Below are 19,243 nucleotides of genomic sequence, written 5' to 3'. Positions count from 1 at the left end.
GGCAGGAGCGGGCGACATGCGAGTTTCAGCGGCTCGATGCATCACTCCGCTCCTGGCGCGTCCAATCCGCCACCAAGTCGAGGGGGGGGCCCCCCCCCCCCCCCCCCTCTTCTGCGCAGAGACGGCCTTTGCCATTTTGGCCGAGCCGAGACCACAGGATGCAGCACCCGCCAAGGTTTCACCTGCGGCAAACACGATCCAGGGCATAGCGAAATGCGACCTTTCATTCAGTTCGAGTCCGTCTCGAAAGCCTTCGGCAGTCTCACCGTGGTGAACGCGCTCGATCTTGCCATCGAAAAGGGCGAGTTCGTCAGTCTTCTGGGCCCGTCCGGATCCGGCAAAACCACGATCCTGATGATGCTGGCGGGATTCGAACGACCGACACAGGGTGCAATCTATCTCGATGGAAAGCGCATCGACCATCTGCCGCCTTATCGCCGGCAGATGGGCGTCGTGTTCCAGAACTATGCCCTTTTTCCGCACATGACCGTTGCCGAGAACGTTGCCTTCCCGCTCGAGATGCAGCGCGTGCCGCGCGCCGAGATCACCCGGCGGGTCGAGCGCGCACTCGACATGGTGAAGCTCAAGCAGTTGAAGGACCGGCGGCCCTCGCAGCTCTCGGGCGGCCAGCAGCAGCGCATCGCGCTCACGCGCGCCCTCGTGTTCGAGCCGAGCGTGATCCTCATGGACGAGCCGCTCGGCGCGCTCGACAAGCAGCTGCGCGAGCACATGCAGCTCGAGATCCGCGAGCTGCACAAGCGTCTCGGTCTCACCATCGTCTTCGTGACCCACGACCAGTCCGAGGCGCTCACGATGTCGGACCGCATCGCGGTGTTCAACGCCGGCCGGATCGAGCAGATCGACAATCCTCAAGTGATCTACGACACGCCGCGAACACGTTTCGTGGCGGAGTTCATCGGCGAGACCAACCTGATCGAGGCCAAGATCGCGAGCGTCGACAATCGCATCGCCCGCCTCTCCCTCGGCGCCGGCCTCAGCGCGCACGCGCATGCTACGGGTGGCCTCTCGGCCGGGCAGACCGCATCCTTCTCGCTGCGTCCCGAGCGGATCCGTCTCGGGATGGCGCCGGAGGGGAGCAACGCGCTCGACATGACGATCACCGACTGCATCTATCACGGCGATCACATGCGGATTCAACTCACCCGCGACGATTTCAGCCTGGTGGCGCGGTGCGAGCGGCTGGCGGGCCATTGGACTGTCGGCGCCCCCGTCGTCGCCTCGTTCGATCCCAGTGACTGCACGGTGCTCGCCCAATGAAATCAGCTGTTCTCCGCGAGCGCTCCGGCGCCCTGCTGCTGGTCTTGCCGGTCATCGTCTTCCTGGCAGTTTTCTTCCTGTGGCCCCTCTGGACGATGGTCACTGCCGCCTTCGTCGACGACGCGGTCAGCAAGGTTCTGCCGCGAACGGCGGTCAGTATCGTTTCCTGGGATGGCCAGGGCGTGCCCTCGGAAGCGACCCGCAAGGCACTCGTGCAGGATCTTTCGGCTGCCTCGGACGAGCAGGCTCTGGGCGAGGCCGTGCGCCGGCTCAACAGCGCAGCATCGGGCTTCCGCACCCTGCTCGCGCGGACGATCCCCGTGGTCAAAGCCGCGCCCGATCCCGCACAGGTGGATCTTCCCACGGTCGATCCGCGCTGGAGCGACACGCGCTTCTGGGTGGCGCTCAAGGAGGCGATGCCGCCTTATACGGATCGCAACATCCTCGCGGCCGTCGACTTGAAGCGTGATACGTCGGGCACCATCGTGGCCGAGGCCGCGGACGTCTCGGCACACCGCCTCATCATGCTGCGCACCCTTATGGTCGCCGCCATGGTGACAGTCGCCTGCGCGGTTATCGGGCTTCCCTACGCGATGCTTGCCGCCTCGCTGACCGGGTGGAAGCGGTCGGTTCTCCTCCTCGCGGTGGTCCTGCCGCTCTGGACATCGCTGCTCGTGCGCACGGCCGCCTGGTTCATCCTTCTCCAGAACGAGGGCCTCATCAACCGCGCGCTGCAGGCCATCGGACTCATCGGTTCCCCACTGCCATTGATCTTCAATCGGCTCGGCGTGGTGATCGCCATGACCCACGTGCTTCTGCCCTTCATGGTGCTGCCCATTTACAGCGTCATCCTCGGGATCCCGCGTAACCTCATGTCCGCCGCGCAGTCGATGGGGGCAGGGCCGGTTCGGGCCTCCTGGCGCGTGCTGCTGCCCCTGAGCCTGCCAGGCCTTCTCTCAGGCTCGCTCCTCGTCTTCATGGTTGCCATCGGCTATTACATCACTCCGGCGCTGCTCGGCGGAGCGAACGATCAGATGATCAGTTCCGTCATCGCGTTCTACGCGACCGGCACCGCAAACTGGGGGCTGGCAGGTGCTCTCGGCCTGATCCTGCTCATGGTCACCACTGTGCTCTACGCCATCTACGGGCGCTTTTCGACGTCCCAACAAGTGCCGGGAGCTTGAGGCTATGTTTCGGGCGCTTCAAACCATCTTCGGAATCGCCGTCGTCATCTTCCTGCTGATGCCGATCTTCGCCATCCTGCCGCTGGCGTTCACGTCCAGCGTGTTCCTCAACTATCCCATCCCCGCCTACTCGATGCGCTGGATGCACGAACTCACCACGGCCGAAGTGTGGCGAACGTCCATCGTCAACAGCCTCATCATCGGCAGCGGCGCGACGGTGCTGGCGACCGTGCTCGGCACGCTGGCCTCTCTCGGGATGCGCAGGGGGGCTTTGCCGATGGCCGGCCTGCTGCGCACCATGTTTTTGCTCCCGATGGTGGTACCGGCTGTCGTTCTCGGCGTCGGCATGCAGATCTTCCTCGTTCGGCTCGGGCTTGCGAGCACCTATCTCGGCGTCATCATTGCACATTCGGTTCTGTGCATTCCCTTCGTGATCGTCAGCGTCTCGGCGGCCCTGCAGGGGATCGACCCCGCGATCGAGCGCGCGGCGAGCAGCCTCGGGGCCCGGCCGGTCACGGTATTCCGGCGCGTGACCCTGCCGCTGGCTATTCCGGGTGTGGTGTCGGGCGCGATCTTCGCCTTTGCCACCTCCCTCGACGAGGTCGTGCTGACCCTGTTCGTGGCGGGCCCGAACCAGAGGACGTTGGCGCGGCAGATGTTCTCCAGCATCCGTGAGAATATCAGCCCGACGGTCGCCGCGGCGGCGCTTCTCCTCATCGTCGGCACGCTGTGCCTGGGTGGGCTTGCCGCGCTGCTGCGCTGGCGGCAGGGCCGAAAGACGGCTGCCGCGACCGCATAGGAAACGGCTGATTGCTGCTCTCGTCGCGAGAGGGAGCATCGGCGCATATTCATGCGCGCGCTGATCGCGCGAAAGGAAACCGCGTCGGCCGGGTGAGACGGGCGCGGTTGGCGGGCCGCTTTACTGACGCTTGCCCACCACTTCGGTGAGGGCCGCCTCGAAGATGTCGAGGCCCTCGTCCACCTGCTCCATCGGGATGGTCAGTGGGGCGAGGAGACGTACGATGTTTGCATCGACGCCGCAGGAAAGAAGGATGAGCCCCTTGTCCTGCGCATTGGCGATGAGCGCGGAGACGATGTCGGCGTCGGGCTTGCGGCTGTCGCGGTCCTTCACGAACTCGACCGCCACCATGGCCCCGAGGTTGCGGACGTCGCCTATGCACGAGAACGAGTTGCGGCGCGCCAGCTCCTCGAAGCGGTTACGCATGCGCGTGCCGATCTCGCTGGCGCGGGCGCAAAGACCTTCGCTCTCGATCACGTCGAGCACCGCGTGCGCGGCCGCGAGGCCGATGGGGCTGCCGGCATAAGTGCCGCCGAGGCCGCCGGGATCGGCCGCATCCATGATCTCCGCGCGCCCGGTGACGGCCGAGAGCGGGAAGCCGCCGCCGAGGCCCTTCGCCATCGTAATCAGGTCGGGCACCACGTCGGAGTGCTGAATGGCGAACATCCGGCCTGTGCGGGCGATGCCGGTCTGGATCTCGTCGGCGATCAGGAGGATGCCATGCTCGTCGCAGATGGCTCGGAGTTCCTGGAGGAAGTCGAACGGCGCGATGTTGAAGCCGCCTTCACCCTGCACCGGCTCGACGATAATGGCCGCGACGCGCGCCGGCTCCACGTCGTTCAGGAAGATCTGACGCAGACCCTCCAAAGCCTTGGCCGTGTCGATGCCCGCGGACTTCTTCGGGAACGGCGCATGAAAAACTTCGGCCGGCAAGGGGCCGAATCCCTTCTTGTAGGGTGAGACCTTGCCAGTGAGCGCCATGGTCATCATGGTGCGGCCGTGGAAGCCGCCGCCGAATGCGATGATGGCAGAGCGGCCGGTGAACCGGCGCGCCACCTTCACGGCGTTCTCCACCGCTTCGGCGCCCGTGGTGACGAACATCGTCTTCTTGGCGAAGTCGCCCGGTGCGGCCGCGTTCAGGCGTTCGGCCAAGCGAATGTAGGTTTCATAGGGCGCTACGTTGAAGCACGTATGGGTGAACGCCTCGGTCTGCTGGGCCACCGCCGCCATGACGGCCGGGTGGCGGTGACCGGTGTTGAGCACCGCGATGCCGGCCGCGAAATCGATGTAACGCTTGCCGTCGACATCCCACAGCTCTGCGTTCTGGGCGCGGGCGGCATAAAGCGTCTTGGTCGCAATACCCCTGGGAATGGCGGCCTTGTGACGGTCGGCAAGAGCCATTGTTGCGCTCATCGCGAATCTCCGATTATTCATGCGCTGGCGGGAAACCTATGCTACCACTCTTGCTCAAAATATTGAGCACGGCAAGAGGGCCCCGTCGGAAACCCGGGTGAGACGATGGACTTTGACGTTGGCGCAAGACTGAAGGAGATCCGGCTGGAAGCCGGGCTATCGCAGAGGGAACTCGCCGAGCGCGCCGGAGTGACGCATAGCCTCATTTCCATGATCGAGCAGAACAAGAGCAGCCCGTCCGTCGCCTCTCTGCGCAAGATTCTGAGCGGGGTCTCCATGACGATGGCAGGGTTCTTCCACGAGGAGACGAGATCACACTACAAGGTTTTTTTTGGCGCCAATGAGTTGGTCGACCTGACATCTCGCCTCTCAAGCCACACGGGACAGGACCACAGCCGGCTGAGCTTCCGCCAAGTGGGCAATGCGCAGGCCTACGACCTGCAGCTCCTCCATGAGCGTTATGCACCTGGGGCTGATACTGGCACGACCATGCTAGAGCATAACTCGCGCGAAGGCGGCATCGTCATCGAGGGGGAGCTCGAGGTTACAGTGGGCGATCAAGTTCAGGTGCTCCGCTCAGGCGACGCCTACCTCTTCGATAGCCGAATCCCGCACCGGTTCCGCAATCCTGGGACCAGTGACTGCATCGTGGTGAGCGCCTGCACCCCTCCCTACCTGTGATGGGGCGGGACCGTCCGAGGTGTCTAGAAATTTTACCAGGGTCCGACGGTGTGGCCTCAGCCTGGCTTTCAGGGGTGCGCGTCCGTTGATGCCGATCCTGCCGGCCAACGGTTATGCAGAGTTGCTGGAGTTGACCAGGCTTGGCGGCTCGCGATTGGCTAAACTCTTCCGTCGCGATGAGCTGGAACATGCGACTACGTCCAGCGTCACACCGGCCTGCGAGCCCATTGGCGCGATACCGTTCCTCAAACCTTGATGTTGTGCCGACCGGTGCGCCCATGCTGCTGTCCGCTTGTAAGCACTCGCTCCTGCCTTTCTCGGAACTGCATCGACTGTCTTTGCTCCCATCGCGCTAAGGTCAGCTAATGGGATGGTCCGGCCGTGCTTCTGCCCCGCTTGCCCGTAAGCTGTGGGGCTTCGAGCCACGCAAGGAGCACGTCCCATGTCACGGTCTTCTGTCTCTCCTGCCATCGCCACCCTTGGCATCGATCTTGGCAAGAACAGCTTCCATCTCGTCGGCCAGGACGAGCGCGGCGCCCTCGTGCTGCGAACCAAGCTCTCCCGTCCCCAGCTCGCGCAGCGGCTGGCCAACATCCCACCGTGCCTGATCGGCATGGAAGCCTGTGCCGGCGCCCACCACATTGGCCGTCAGCTCCAAGCATTGGGCCACGACGTGCGCCTGATCCCGGCTCAGTACGTCAAACCGTTTCTCAAGGGCCACAAGAACGATTATCGCGATGCCGAAGCTATCGCGGAGGCGGTGCAACGGCCGACCATGTCGTTCGTGGCGATCAAGACGCCCGACCAGATGGATCTGCTCGCCTTGCACCGAGTGCGTTCACGCCTGGTGAGCCAGCGCACAAGCGTCACTAACCAGATCCGCGGCTTCCTGCTTGAGCGCGGCATTACCGTGCGCCAGGGGCTTGCGCCGCTGCGGCAGGCGTTGCCAAGCATCCTGGGTTCGTCCTCCGACGCCCTTTCGCTGCGCATCGTCCACCTCATTGCCGATCTGGCTGAGGATTGGCGTCAGCTCGACGAGCGCATTGCTGACGTCTCGGCCGAGATCGAGGCGCTCGCCGCCCAGGACGAGCACTGTCAGCGTCTCATGAGCGTGCCGGGCGTCGGACCGATCATCTCGTCGGCTGTCGTGGCGGCCATTGGAACGGGGGCAGGGTTCAAGCAGGGGCGCGACTTCGGGGCTTGGCTCGGGCTGGTGCCCAAGCAGGAGTCAACCGGTGACCGCACCATCCTGGGCAAGATCTCCAAACGCGGGAACAAGTACCTGCGGACCCTGTTCGTGCAGGCCGCTCATATTGTCTTAGTGCGCCGCCCGCATGGTGCCAGGCTTGGCCTGTGGCCGTGGATCGAGACCGCCGGGCGGCGGCTGCACCGCAACATGCTGGTGATTGCCCTCGCCAACAAGCTGGCCCGCATCGCTTGGGCGGTGCTGGCCCGCGGACATGCTTATCAGCCGAGGAGTGCCTCTCATGCGATGTGAGATGAGGACGCTCCCGGCTCCTTCTGCAACCGATCAGCCCTGAGGGTTTGATGATGAATTCAGTTCAGTAAGCAGCAATTTCCCGCCGAGGTCTGCGAGATGAGGAGGAGATGGACGAACGGTCTGCCCGGCGCAACCACAAGACTGGGTGCCATGATGGCCCATTGAGGTCTTTCAGCTAGCGAGTCTTGGATGCGCGCGGATACCCATGCTGGCCCGGAGCACAAGCTCCACATCGAGGCCGAATACATTGATGCAGCTCTCACGTTCGTCAGTCCGCCAACATCATCTTGCGACGCACGGCCGGACCATACATCCTGGCACTTCTCGGACGAAAGCGTTTAGTCTGCTTTGGCGCTTAGGAGCTGACGTTTGTTGAGCGGCCGGAAGGTGAAAGGTTGGTAGAGTCGAGGTGTGGCGCGGTGGCGGTAGGATCGGCCTATCTGTTTCCGCCGCTTTCGCCTGGCGGTGCCTCACTAGCCGAGCCGTAGCTCCGTTTCCACACCCCGCTCATCGAACCGGACATGCAGTAGAGTAGGGATGAAGCGCCTTGCCTCGTTGCTGAGGCAGGTTTCCCCATCCACCGGGTCACCGGAGGCGGTCACCCGCCCCCGGTTCCCACAGAACGTGGCGTGCGGAGCTACCGCACCACGCTCTTCGGCAGTTGGTTCACAGCACCGCGAGTGCCTGCAGTTCCCGATGTGGGAGCCGCAGTTTGGGTCGCAGGAGCGGGTTCCATTCTTTGATCTGGTTGAAAGTGCTCCAACTGAGGCGGCCGCTATCGCGGCTGCGGCTGCCCAGCATTCTGCGCCAGTAACGCTCCACGACCTGGTACACCTTGATCAGCGACCGGAGATTTCCCGGGACGCCGTAATAGGCATAGTGGCCGCGCAGGACGCGGTTTATGTCCGCAACCTGATCACTGATCGCATCATGCCGGATTCGCCGCATCAGCTCCCGCAGAGACAGAAGGCTGCGCTTGAGCCGAGATTTCTCGGTGCGCATCCCAACCTTGAAGTTGCCTTTTCGGTTGCGCGTGCAGTACAGCGTCAGGCCCAGAAAGTAGATCGTTTCCGGGCGGTTCCTGCCGCGCTTGCCCGCGTGTCGCTGCGCGAACCGACCAAACTCGACCAACTTGGTCTTGGTCGTCTCCAAGGTGAGGCCGAACTTCCCCAACCGGTGACGCAGGGCGTCTGCGACGCGCAGCGCATCCTCGCGATATTGGAAGCAGATCACAAAATCGTCGATATAGCGCACCAGTCGGGCTTCGCCCCGCAACCGGACTCTCACCGCGCGCTCGAACCACAGGTCAAGCACATAGTGCAGGTAGAGATTGCTTAGCAGCACACTGATCGACCCACCTTGTGGAGTTCCTTCGTCGCTTGGATGGACCGCTCCATCTTCCATGACACCCGCCTTCAACCAGCGCCGGATCAAGCTGATCAGGCGTGGATCCCCGACTCGATGTTCGACGAACCGGAGCGTCCATTCATGGGACAGGCTCCCGAAAAAGTTCTTCAGGTCCGCCTCCAGCACCCAACTGATCTTGCCACCTGCGATGACCTCGGTGAGGGTCGCCAGGGCATGATGAGCACTCAACCCAGGTCGCCCGCCGAACGAACAGGGCAAGAAGTCCTGCTCGTAGATGGCGGACAGCACCTCGGCTGCACTGCGCTGGAGGGCCCGGTCTGAGATCGTTGGCACGCCCAATGGGCGCTTCTCCGTCTTGCCGGGCTTGGGGATGTAAACGCGCCGTACTGCCGGCGCGCGATATCCCTGGCGGTGAATGGATTGGAGCATCGGCTCGATCCACTCTCCAAAGCTCTCCTTCACCGCCGTCACCGTCTGACCATCCGCCCCGGCGGCGGAGCGCTGCGGAATCCTCAACAGATTCCTGTGCACCCGGTCGCGCGTGATATGATGGGCAAGCGATGTAAAGCGGAGTTTCGGCTCACACCGAGCTTGCGCTGCTATACGTTCCAGTTCTGTTTCCATGGTCAGCGCATCTTCCCTTTGCATGAAAGGCCGTGTCTCCCGTTGAATGGAGCCCATGTTGCCCAAGAACATTTCACCTACCGCTGACCGCTTCCCCATGCGGCCGGCTCTCCCGTCCTCGGAGTACTATCAGTCAGTCTGACTTCCACCCGGTCTTCGGCCCCTTCTCACCTCGTCGCCTTGGCAGGTCCTACAAGCTTGCGCTTGAACCGGATGGATCTCCCTTGTTCACGTCAAATCCTTCAGTTGCATGCTGGCGGTACGAACCCCGGGAGCACCGCATACCACTCGCACTAACGCGGCATGCGATTCCGCCTTCCCCTTAGAGAGACAGGGTCGGCTACTCCGATCACGTTCGATTTCGGGGCTATATTCCCGTTCACTTCATTCCGGCCTACAACCTCCCTGTCTACGCTTCGCAACGGCCGTTACCGGACGCCGCGCAAGACTCGGTTCGCGGCTGCTCGCTAGGCTTTGCCGCGGCCGCCATCTCAGACGGCAGTCTTCAACGCGCTTGCAAGGCGCAACCCTCTCCGAACCGGGCTTGCGCCTTTTGGAGCACCCGGCTCTCCAGTGTCCTCCAAATTCGCTGGCAAGCTGCGTCGCAACGGCCGCCCAACATGGATGTCGATATGGCACGACCGGCATGTCACCAGTGTTTTACGCTGGCGTGCCGCCATGACCTGAACCCATAAAGGCGGAGGGCGTTGTCCCTTGTACTGTAAGTCCTTAAGAGCTCGAACGTGGTGCACCTCGATGTTCTCCTGAGAGCCACAAAGCTCACAGGTGTTCGCCAAGAGACGTCGTTCGAGATCAGATCGCGGACCACAAATACGCAAGGGAATGCTGTCGTCGAGAACTGCCTTGGTATGCCGTGCCAGCGTAACACCGCCCCACCGTGCTACCAGAGGTCTCATCCCTTCATCTCGTTCAACCATGACCTCAAGTCCCACACAGAGACCTTGGTCGGTCTGAAGTGTGGCGCCAAAGCGGCGATAGACTCGGGACACACTTATGCGCAACTTCCGCGCAAGCGTTCCAGTCAGTGACCGCTCCATCGTCCACTTCAGACGGTTGAGGTGATGCAGGTTGTAGGCCCTGCGATAATACTCCACCAAGCCCCGGTACTCCCTTTGGTACTGAGCCACGATACTGAAGACAGTGTCGTGGATGAGTTCCGTGCGGTGCATCGGTTCGCCACGGCGGAGGTATCGTTTGCATTTGTCCCGCACGACGGCTGGTGGGACGCGCAACCCGATCTGCCCGTTCAGGCAACGGTGACCACGTCGATCACGTTTTTGGTCGTTGTGCAGGACTCGGATGTCATAGCCGAGGAAGCGCGCAGCTTGTGACTGTGCGCGGGTGATCAATGTCTTGGTTTCGGACAATTCCAGCTTGAGCTCATCACGCAGGAAAGCCCCGACCTCTCGTTTGATCACCTCGGCCTCGCATCGGGGGCCGCTGAAGCGCCTTGTTGCATGGATGAGCGAGTTGGTAACCGCGGCTGGGTAGCGTGGAGGCCTGTTTGACTTCCGAGAAAATCCCGTCATGCCGTTCAAGGTCAATACCACCCGCCGTCATCGCATTCCGAAGCAGCGGCACCGGGTGACGAATTGGGCGGAGTACGATGCAGCCCTGCGCCAGCGGGGAAGCCTGACCGTCTGGTTCACCGAGGAAGCGATTGCGGCTTGGCGGGCTGAGCCCCGCACCACCCGCGGTGGTCAAGCCCACTACTCGGCTTTGGCGATCAGGACAGCGTTGACGTTGCGGGCGGTGTTCCGGCTGGCGCTGCGTTAAACGGAAGGTCTGATCAGCTCGATCCTCCAACTTCTCGGTCTGGATCTGGCGGTGCCGGATCACTCGACCCTGAGCCGGCGGGCCGAAACTCTGGAGGGTCCAAGGCCATGTTCGAGCTCGAGAGGACCTGTTCACCTGCTGGTCGACAGCACAGGTCTGCGTCTGTGCGGACCCGGCGAGTGGCTGATCGAGAAACACGGCACCCGACGACGCCGGTCCTGGCGAAAGCTGCACATTGGCGTCGATGCTGAGACCGGGCAGATCCTGGCATCAGAGCTGACGCCCCATGATGTTGATGATGGCTCGCGCAGGTCGAGCCCTTGCTCGACCAGATCACAGGCCCACTCGCTTCCTTCATCGGTGATGGAGCCTACGATCAAGCTGGCATCTACGGCACTGTCGCCGCGCGCCATCCCGACGCTGACGTGATCATTCCACCCCGATCAACGGCAATGCTGAGCGAGATGGGAGAGACCACTCTGACCCAGCGCGATCGGCATCTCCACAGCATTGCCGAGCATGGACGCAGGGGTTGGCAGAAGTGGTCCGGGTATAATCGCCGTGCTTTGGTGGAGACTGCCATCAGCCGCTTGAAACGAGTGATCGGCACGAGCTTACGCTCACGGACGGATCGGCGTCGCACGACGGAGGTCGCGATCGCCGTTCAGGCCCTGAACCGCATGCTTGCGCTTGGACACCCGAAGTCCGGCCGCATCGCTTGAATTCGGGCTACGCTGCATTCAATGCGTGCACAATCCGATCTGTGCAACAAAGCCCATATCTGCACCTTTATTCCAGGGCGCGCCGATACAGGATAAGTGCGCCGGGTATAGGTATTCTGCTTTTCCATGTGTCGGGATGGGTATATTATGGGTTTTGAAAATGCCGAGATACGTTCCAAAACTCAGTAAACGGGGACTTCCGCGTAGAACGCAAGACGGCAAGCCTTGAACAGGACCTTGGCTTCCTTCATCAAATTTTGCGCCAAGTCCACATCTGGGTCACTTTAAGTTGGTGGCTTGACGGTAGGCAACTTTGCTAAGGAGGACCAGATGGGTCTCCGGCGGCAATACCTCTCTTACTTCGCTGAGCCCAGTAGCCGATCGCTCCAGCAACTCATACTGGTTCTAGGCTTTGCATTGCTCGCGATTTTCCCTGTTGCGCAGGCAGTGGCACAATATTCTCCGATTGGGGGCCATCACGCTCCGATGGGAAGTGGCTCAGGCTACGGCTCCGGCAGCGTCTCACCGACAGGCCGGTATCTGGCCGGCGCATCACTCGACTTTCCTCAGCCTCGGGGCGATCTGCCAAACCCACTGGAGATCGTATATGACGGCGGGAGCAAGGTGGGCGATGTCGGTCTAGGCTGGTCAGTTCCCTATTCCTATGTCCAGCGCTCAACCTCAGTGAGCCGTCGCAAGCCAGCGTCTGCCACGGGTGATCCGCCAGAGCGAGTCTTCCTCAATCTGGGTGGCCGCTCGATGCTCATGAATTCGACAGGCGTCTCTGACGCATACCGCCCCATGATCGCTGACGCGTATCTGGAACTCTTTTTCCGGCCCAGGTCAAATCAATGGACAGCCCATGACTCCCAGGGGCGTATTTATACATTCAGCCAGATTGAGGGCGGCAATAGCCCGCTCTGGTACCTAACGCAAGTGACAGATCGAACGGGCAACAACAAGATCACCTTCGAGTATGAGCTCGACCGACATGAGTACTGCGACGAGCGACCTTGGCGAGCCTGGCCGGACGTTCAGCTCAGCACGATCGAATATTCTTTTGATCCAACCGGCACGTACCCCAAGCACCGCATTGTTCTGGAGTACCGGACTTGGAATCCACCCGATTCGAAGCTCACCGAGTGTGTGCAACAAATCTCCACCACGCCGCCCATTCAATACAAGCATCATGCGTTCCTCGGGCATGACCTAGGTAATGGATCGGCCCGGACCAAGATGCGAGTGGTCGAGAAGATCGCGGTGTACAGCCAAGCAGGCGACCCGCCGGCCGATTCAGACTATCGGATTTTAAAAGCCTACTTCTTGCACTATTCAATCGATGCCGACACCGCGATGCCGCGTCTCGCCCAGATTAAACTTGGCGGCGAGGGCGATGTGGACGACACGAGCGCACTTCCGATGTCTCTCTACCAGTATGGATCGGCCCTCGTCGACAACGTGTTGAGCTATCCGGTTTCGAGTACGGTCCCGTTGCCGTCCGACTCAACGTCGGCGAGTCCTGGCTTTGCAAGCTCAAGACAGGGTTACACCCTCGGGCTCTCCCCGAATCGAGCGATTGGCTCTGACCATATGTTGATGGATTTCACCGGCGATGGCCTGCCGGACCAGGTTTACCGAGTTGGCGGCCAGCAAGTGCTGCAACGGAATGTGACTGACGCAACGGGTACATCACTTAACAGCCCTGATGCTAGAGGACCCTTCTTCCCTCTGGCCGATCTGATTGCTTGGACAGGCCAACAGGTCATTCGCGGCGAATGGCTCGAGACTGAGATGCAGATCCTTGACTGGAATGGCGATGGTCGCTTGGACGTTCTTTGGGCTCAGAGGGAGGACAAGGACAATTGGTACCTGTTCCTCAACACCCCCGAACCAGGCGAAGGGCCAGAAGCAATAGAGTGGCAGAAGCGTCACGTGTACATCGCTCATATTCGAACTAAACTGAAGACCCTCGGCTATGAATTCGAATCTGATTTTCTGCCGCTATCTCGAGCGCGAACTCACAAGGACATCTGGCTCAAGTATTGCTACGAGTACCACCTCACTGACTGGCACTTGCACCGGGCGGATTGCCCAAACTGGCCTCCTCCTGAGAGCCCCGGCTTACCTCCCCCTGAACCCACGAATCCGGCAAGTATCCCGCGTGACGGTAAGACAATCACTGAGTGGAAACTGCTTGACGTCAACGGGGACAGTCATCCGGATTTTGTGCTCAGCAGGATTCCGCCGCAGGTAAATGTCTTTGATAACCGGTCGGAAGAGTGCCCCACGGCGGAAGAACTCGAGCGGAGGTTGGGGACTAGCGGCGACGGTACGATAGCTCACTGCGAATACAAGGAAGACCTGTTTAGCCCGGCGACGACGACGAGCGACGGCCCGTTCACGTCGACCGATTACAATGACATCTTTGTCTACTATAACACCTCTCGAGGACCAGCGCCCAGCTTTACTCATGCTGCAACCACTCTCATTCAAGATCTCAATCGCTGGAGCCCTGACGATGCTGAATGCGGTCTGGAGCGCTGGCGTGAAGGCGACGAAGGCGGCATGGATAAGGGGGGCACCTGGATGGAGTGTGGATTCGTTGAGGTCAACGGAGATGGCCTCGTTGACTATTACCAAACTTTAACTGGGGGTGTTACCCGCGTTCTGCTTAATCAAGGTGTGCCTTTGGGCTTTGTGCCGACGTCGCTGAATATCCCAGGCCGCGTCGCGTCGATGAGGAGTGAGCGTTCGTCGGTATGCGGCACCGGAGCAGCATGGACGGTGTTTGACAGTCGACATCTCTCGTCTCTTGTGGATCTCACGGGCGATGGGATTCCTGATTACGTCTACCATGGACCGGATGAGGACGACCTTGTTCCTCGATGGCGAATCCGCGTTGGTACTGGCTCAGGCTTCACCGGTGCAAAGCTTATCGGTTCGGCTCTGTCCTTCGAACTGTCGCTCACCCGGGAGCGGTGCGATGGAGAACTCGCGAGAACCGTTGCAGGTCTAGTTGATATCAACAGTGACGGCCGACCGGACATGATATGGGCTGATCCGGGCCAGCTAAAGGTTGCTCAGCTGCGCGGGAGCTCCACTACAGCAGGTGCGCATGATGCGGGTCGGCTGCGCAGTATCAGCAACGGTTATCGAGGAACGACACAGATCGAGTACGGATCCGCAAAGATCGATACTCATACACCACATCAGGTTCCGTTCGCTGAAATCGTTGTAGCCAAGACAACGGTGATCGCCGAACCAGTCGGAGATAGAACCCTTGGCACGTCGCTCGAGCCGACCCACTATGCGTACGGCAACGCAAGCTTGCGCTACGACGCACTCCTTAGCCGCTGGACGTTTGCCGGATATCGACGATACGTGACCCTTCAAGGATTGAAATCAGCCCATTCGAGTGATGATGCTGCTGATCCAGTTGAATCCTTAGAAGGCACAGCTACCATCTATGATGCATTGGGTGCTGACGAGGTCGCGCCTGGGTACGACCGTTACGCACTGGTCAGTCGGCTTCGAGACGCCCACTTCCTCAACGGGCGATTTACGACAGATCCCTGGGACCTGGTCGGTCTCTTCATCCCGACAGATCCGCGCTGGCATGGCAATCGGCACGTAGATTATCAAGCACAACTCCAGCCCACAGCCGACGACCCGAGCGCTTACGAGAACGAATGCTTTGAGCTGGAGCATCCCTACATCTTCGGGTTCCCGGCTGGTGCCAATTCCCAGCTCTGCCGGCACACGGGCGTTGTGTATTCCGCACAAGTTCGATCCTGGACCGGGACACAAGCGCCACCATCGTCGGCGTCGACTGAAATGCGGACGCGCACCGTGAACGTTGATGGTTTCGGGCGCCCGCTGCTCATTAGTCTGGAAAATGATACAGCGCGCGACGATGATGACCTCTGTATAAGTCTGACCTATTCGACTAGCGTCGCAACCGGAGCGCATATCGTCGATGCTGTTCACGCAGCGCGCATTCTCTCCTCCTGCTCTGCGGACAATCCGCCAGCAGTTACTTATGCCGGTACTCGATATCGGTATGACCACCTGGAAGAAGGCAAGGTAGAGGCTGGTCTCCTCTCCCACCGCATAGTCGAGCGATACAATGCACAGACTGGAGAGAGGTTAAATCCTCCCGAGTTTATTGCAGATATTCGACACCATGATGATTTCGGCAATGTTGTATCGCTAATCTCTCCTAACGAGAGCATCACGCGTACCCAGTCAGTTGCCTTCGACGCATTTGGCCTCACACCCCATCTGATCATGGTAGAATCCGCTGGCACTGAGCTCATGACGAGCTTCCGCCATGATCCGATCTCGTCTCTTCTGCGAAGTGTGACGGACTACAATGGCGTTGAGCTAAAAAGATCTTACGATAAGTTCGGCAGGCTTAATTTGTTCACCATTGTGCCGAATCCAGGTGACCGAGAATACATTTTGAGCAGAACCGAATACCTTGATGACAATCCGGCTGACGCAAACGGGAAGAGAATCAGGAAGCAGGAGTTTCATACCTGGATCCCAAAGGACACGCTCGTCGGTGCCACACTGGATCCGTCTGATGTGACGCGATCCACCGCCTACTTTGACGAGTTGGGCCGCCTCCGCTTCGTAGAGCGCGGCTTAGGAAGCAGTTACGGAGACAAGACGCTAGTCACGCAATACATCGAATATGATGGGCTTGGCCGACCAACATTCGTGGCTTCACCATTCGAGCAGGGTGAGATGCCCTCACTGCAGTATGGCACAAGCTTCCATTACTATTCTGACAATCGCCTTCGCTGCAGGATTGACGGCGAAGGACCTCAAGCATTTACAACTCTTACGAATGAGTCGCTCGATCGCTATCCTCATTGCTTCAGCTACAGCTTCCGAGATCATCAACTTGCCATTCAGATCAAAGGCCCAAACGAGCTTCTTCCAGGTAGTCCACAGGCCGACGTGTACGACGAAGTGATTTCGACGGCCACGGGACGGATTATTTTGAAATCCCGGGAAAAAGAGGGCATTCGGCTCGGGCTAGTTGACTATGGCTATAACCGTCTTGGGCATCTGACAGATGTTCGACGGTGGACGAAGCCGTCTGTGGCCGGCGTCAGACCTGTGCTCTGGTCGTATAATTACGATTCATTGGGGCAGTTGCTCGAAATTCGACAGCCTAACGCCTCCGCGCGGAAATTTACGTTCGATAATCAGGGCAATCTCAGCGAGTTCAGCTGGCTGGACAGCGAAACGCCACCAAGAACCCGCGTCGTTCGAAACTCGTTTGATGGGTTCAATCGCCTGACTAAGGTCGAGCATATCACCGGCGGAGAGTCTGATCCGCAAAGAACCTATCACTATTATTATGACCTGCCTTCAGGTGACACTGATCACTTGGTGCCGGTGACGCCGACCAATCTCCGAGGACGCATGGCTTACGCGTGTGATGCCGAAGCCTGCGAAGAGGGAAACAAGACATTCTTTGGCTACGATTCGCTGGGACGTTTGTCTCTCATTTCCCAGGTACGACCGCTTGAGCCGGACCGTCAGTTCATGGAGGAGCGGAAATATACACCCACTGGACAGCTTCGTGCCCTTGGATTCCGGCTGCCGGATACGCATGGTGAGCTCGAGACCGTGGATTACACCTACGACAGTGCGAGGCGGGTGCGGGGAGTCACATGGACGGACAGCTTCGGGACCTCGCCCATTTTTCAGGCGGCGGCAATCGATGCATTTGGGCGCTATCAGGATGTCCGTCTAGGCAATGGTGTCACGGCCACGTTCGCGTACCGTCCCAATCGACGTCGAGAGCTAGAGGAGCAGATAATTACCAATGCAACGGATACCCGCGCCTCCTCCTACCTTGGGTTTGATGGCCTGAATCGTCTGAAGGCGAGAAGCGAGCGAATTGTTCCAAGAGGTGGCACGGCTGGGATCACAGAGACGACGACCTACGCCTACAACGCTTTGAACCAACTGGAGAGGGCTCGCACGATCAGAGGAACATTGGCCCATGTGGTTCGCGATGAATCATTTCTCTACGATCCGTTAGGAAACTTGGCAAAGATCAATGATCATGTTGGGCTTACTGCATTGAGGCTGATCCAGGACATTCGGGATCCGGACCGTCTCTGCCGAAGTGACCAACTACCTTTCTCGTCCGACGATCCTGAAGCACCTCCTTTCCTTGAAACAGATTCTCTTTCCTGCACATATGGCTACGATGCTCTTGGAAATATCACGAGAATTCAGGATACCGCTGGCTCCGCGCGGACGTTTGTCTACGACTCTCTCTCAAAGTTGGTCGAAACACGCAACGGTGCAGCTAGCGCCATCATCCGAGATGATCCCTTTGGCAATGTGTCAGAGTTAACTTTGACGAATGCTTCCGCTGGCGTAAAGCGTCGGGATCGGCGCCGCAGCCCTCTCGTTGAAGAATCGGAGTTTTCCATCCTTGGAGAGCCGGAGTCCAGCGACCCTAACAAGCAGCCTTTCATCGAACGTCGCATCCCCGGGCCAATGGGAATTATAGCAGCAAGGCGCGGCGCTCGGGACAGTTCGGTCGTCCTCTACCACCACGGGGACGCAAGCGCCAATCGGCTGTTTACAGATAAGGAAGGGCGCATCGTCCAACACGTTGACTATCGCGCGTACGGCGATATTCACGGTGATAGCGGGGACGAGGGCACCGCAACCTATACAAAATATCTCTGGAACCGCGGAGCGACCCTTGAGCTATTCGGCATCACACTTTTGGGGGATCGCACGTACACGCCGCAGACCGGACGATTTGTTCAGCGAGATCCACTTACCATTGCTCGATCAGCGTCTCAGGCCAACCCTTACACTTTCGCGTTTGGAGATCCAGTGAACTTCGCCGACCCAACTGGACTTGATCCATGTGCCGGGGCTTCGGCCGAGGTATGTTTGGGCAACGCCCCTCCCTCGACAAGTGGGGAATGGTGGCCAGGTCTTGTGGCCGGAGCGATCGGGACTGCCGCTGAATGGCTGTTCGGTGGAAGAGGCAGCTCAAGCGGTTTGACCGGGCCCCAGCCTGATCAGGCATCTGGAAGTACGGGGTCTCCTGGTGTTTCCTACAGCTGGTATGCGCCCGAGCCCTATTGGCAAAGAAGGCAGGGTGAGTATTGGAACGAACTGGCCGCGCCGGGGAGGAGTGCCTGGGAGCGTGCTGGATCATTGGGCGGATGGTTTGTTACCGGAATTCCCGCATTCCTTGAGGGTGTGGCGAGAACGCCTTACGAAACATTCGAGTTGGCTGAACTCACCGGCGAGGCCGCTGCACGAGCCTCTTTGGCTGGGGGGTGGATCGGAAAAGTCGAGGCGATCGGCGAGGCTATCGCATACGGTTCTCAGGCATTTGTGCAAGCAGGAGGGATGGTAGAAGGGGCTCGCATACCTCGTGGGGCACCAAGCGGGGTAGTAAGTGCCACTACGCCTGCCCAGGTACAGCTAAACAGGACAGCAGGAAATGCATTTCGCGATGAGATCGCTGATCTATTGCGGCAAGCACTTAGTGGTAGACCTGGGTACGTGGTCAGAACAGAGGTCTACAAAAGAACGCCCTTTTTTAAGCGATTCATAGATGTGCATGTAGAGGTGCTAGGTGACGATTTTGCAATGCACATCGGCGGTATCGAGGCCAAGCTGGGCCTGTCACGATACGGGCCATGGCAAAGGCTTAAAGACATGTGGCTGAAGCGGCACGGCTATCCCGTCGATGTTGTGCGAGACCGTTGAACAGACTGTGGTCCTGCATATGCCTCAATTTCACATGGCCGGTTCTCATGCTGTAGACGCGGCGCTGACGGGTTGGCCAGCTAACCCGCCATTCGGCTCGGGCTGCTCA

The 19,243-nt window shown here is 59.9% G+C and carries 9 protein-coding genes and 1 pseudogene; 7 read left to right on the top strand and 3 right to left on the bottom strand.

The features are described from left to right. Positions 1-213 precede the first annotated feature (213 nt). The 3 genes from JO965_RS43950 to JO965_RS43940 are packed head-to-tail and all read left to right on the top strand — an operon-like array spanning position 214 to position 3,261. Positions 214-1,278, top strand: a complete 1,065-nt coding sequence (locus tag JO965_RS43950) for an ABC transporter ATP-binding protein (RefSeq protein ID WP_203447856.1) — start codon at positions 214-216, stop codon at positions 1,276-1,278. Beyond that, positions 1,275-2,462: an ABC transporter permease gene (locus JO965_RS43945; RefSeq protein WP_203447855.1), complete on the top strand. Its 1,188-nt coding sequence runs from the start codon at positions 1,275-1,277 to the stop codon at positions 2,460-2,462. The genes JO965_RS43950 and JO965_RS43945 overlap by 4 nt, the downstream gene beginning before the upstream one ends. 4 nt (positions 2,463-2,466) lie before the next feature. Continuing rightward, positions 2,467-3,261 (top strand): ABC transporter permease, encoded by a 795-nt coding sequence (locus JO965_RS43940; RefSeq protein ID WP_203447854.1) that lies wholly within the window; start codon positions 2,467-2,469, stop codon positions 3,259-3,261. Between the two features lie 120 nt (positions 3,262-3,381). Here the strand turns inward: JO965_RS43940 and gabT are convergent, their stop codons facing one another. Next, the gene (gene gabT / locus JO965_RS43935) at positions 3,382-4,674 is read right to left on the bottom strand and encodes a 4-aminobutyrate--2-oxoglutarate transaminase (RefSeq protein ID WP_203447853.1); all 1,293 of its coding nucleotides are present in this window, start codon (positions 4,672-4,674) and stop codon (positions 3,382-3,384) included. 105 nt (positions 4,675-4,779) lie between these two features. Between gabT and JO965_RS43930 the strand changes: the two genes are divergently transcribed. Together JO965_RS43930 and JO965_RS43925 are read left to right on the top strand one after the other, a co-directional pair. After that, complete coding sequence (locus JO965_RS43930; protein WP_203447852.1) at positions 4,780-5,355, top strand: cupin domain-containing protein; 576 nt, start codon at positions 4,780-4,782, stop codon at positions 5,353-5,355. 442 nt (positions 5,356-5,797) lie between these two features. Next, positions 5,798-6,853 carry an IS110 family transposase gene (locus tag JO965_RS43925; protein ID WP_203447851.1) on the top strand — a complete coding sequence of 352 codons (1,056 nt, stop codon included), beginning with the start codon at positions 5,798-5,800 and terminating at the stop codon, positions 6,851-6,853. Between the two features lie 669 nt (positions 6,854-7,522). Here the strand turns inward: JO965_RS43925 and ltrA are convergent. After that, positions 7,523-8,872 carry a group II intron reverse transcriptase/maturase gene (gene ltrA / locus JO965_RS43920; RefSeq protein ID WP_246777322.1) on the bottom strand — a complete coding sequence of 450 codons (1,350 nt, stop codon included), beginning with the start codon at positions 8,870-8,872 and terminating at the stop codon, positions 7,523-7,525. Positions 8,873-9,339: 467 nt separating this feature from the next. Further along, positions 9,340-10,287, bottom strand: coding sequence for a group II intron reverse transcriptase/maturase (locus tag JO965_RS43915; protein WP_246777321.1), 948 nt, complete (start codon positions 10,285-10,287; stop codon positions 9,340-9,342). Positions 10,288-10,396: 109 nt separating this feature from the next. On the opposite strand from JO965_RS43915, the pseudogene JO965_RS43910 reads away from it, so the two are divergent. Together JO965_RS43910 and JO965_RS43905 are read left to right on the top strand one after the other, a co-directional pair. Then, a pseudogene (locus JO965_RS43910) lies at positions 10,397-11,367 on the top strand (IS5 family transposase). A gap of 801 nt (positions 11,368-12,168) precedes the next feature. Then, a complete protein-coding gene (locus JO965_RS43905) occupies positions 12,169-19,134 on the top strand; it encodes an RHS repeat domain-containing protein (RefSeq protein WP_203447850.1) in 6,966 nt (2,321 codons plus the stop codon). Positions 19,135-19,243: the final 109 nt, after the last annotated feature.

The organism is Microvirga sp. VF16 (assembly GCF_016864375.1).
GTDB lineage: Bacteria > Pseudomonadota > Alphaproteobacteria > Rhizobiales > Beijerinckiaceae > Microvirga.
The sequence above is the reverse complement of the archived record's forward strand: the minus strand, read 5'-3'. Positions and strand labels throughout refer to the sequence as shown.

Bases quoted from the DNA above. Each gene is read 5' to 3' on its own strand.
- JO965_RS43950 (WP_203447856.1), top strand. From the start codon at position 214: ATGCGACCTTTCATTCAGTTCGAGTCCGTCTCGAAAGCCTTCGGCAGT.
- JO965_RS43945 (WP_203447855.1), top strand. From the start codon at position 1,275: ATGAAATCAGCTGTTCTCCGCGAGCGCTCCGGCGCCCTGCTGCTGGTC.
- JO965_RS43940 (WP_203447854.1), top strand. From the start codon at position 2,467: ATGTTTCGGGCGCTTCAAACCATCTTCGGAATCGCCGTCGTCATCTTC.
- gabT (WP_203447853.1), bottom strand. From the start codon at position 4,674: ATGAGCGCAACAATGGCTCTTGCCGACCGTCACAAGGCCGCCATTCCC.
- JO965_RS43930 (WP_203447852.1), top strand. From the start codon at position 4,780: ATGGACTTTGACGTTGGCGCAAGACTGAAGGAGATCCGGCTGGAAGCC.
- JO965_RS43925 (WP_203447851.1), top strand. From the start codon at position 5,798: ATGTCACGGTCTTCTGTCTCTCCTGCCATCGCCACCCTTGGCATCGAT.
- ltrA (WP_246777322.1), bottom strand. From the start codon at position 8,872: ATGCAAAGGGAAGATGCGCTGACCATGGAAACAGAACTGGAACGTATA.
- JO965_RS43905 (WP_203447850.1), top strand. From the start codon at position 12,169: ATGATCGCTGACGCGTATCTGGAACTCTTTTTCCGGCCCAGGTCAAAT.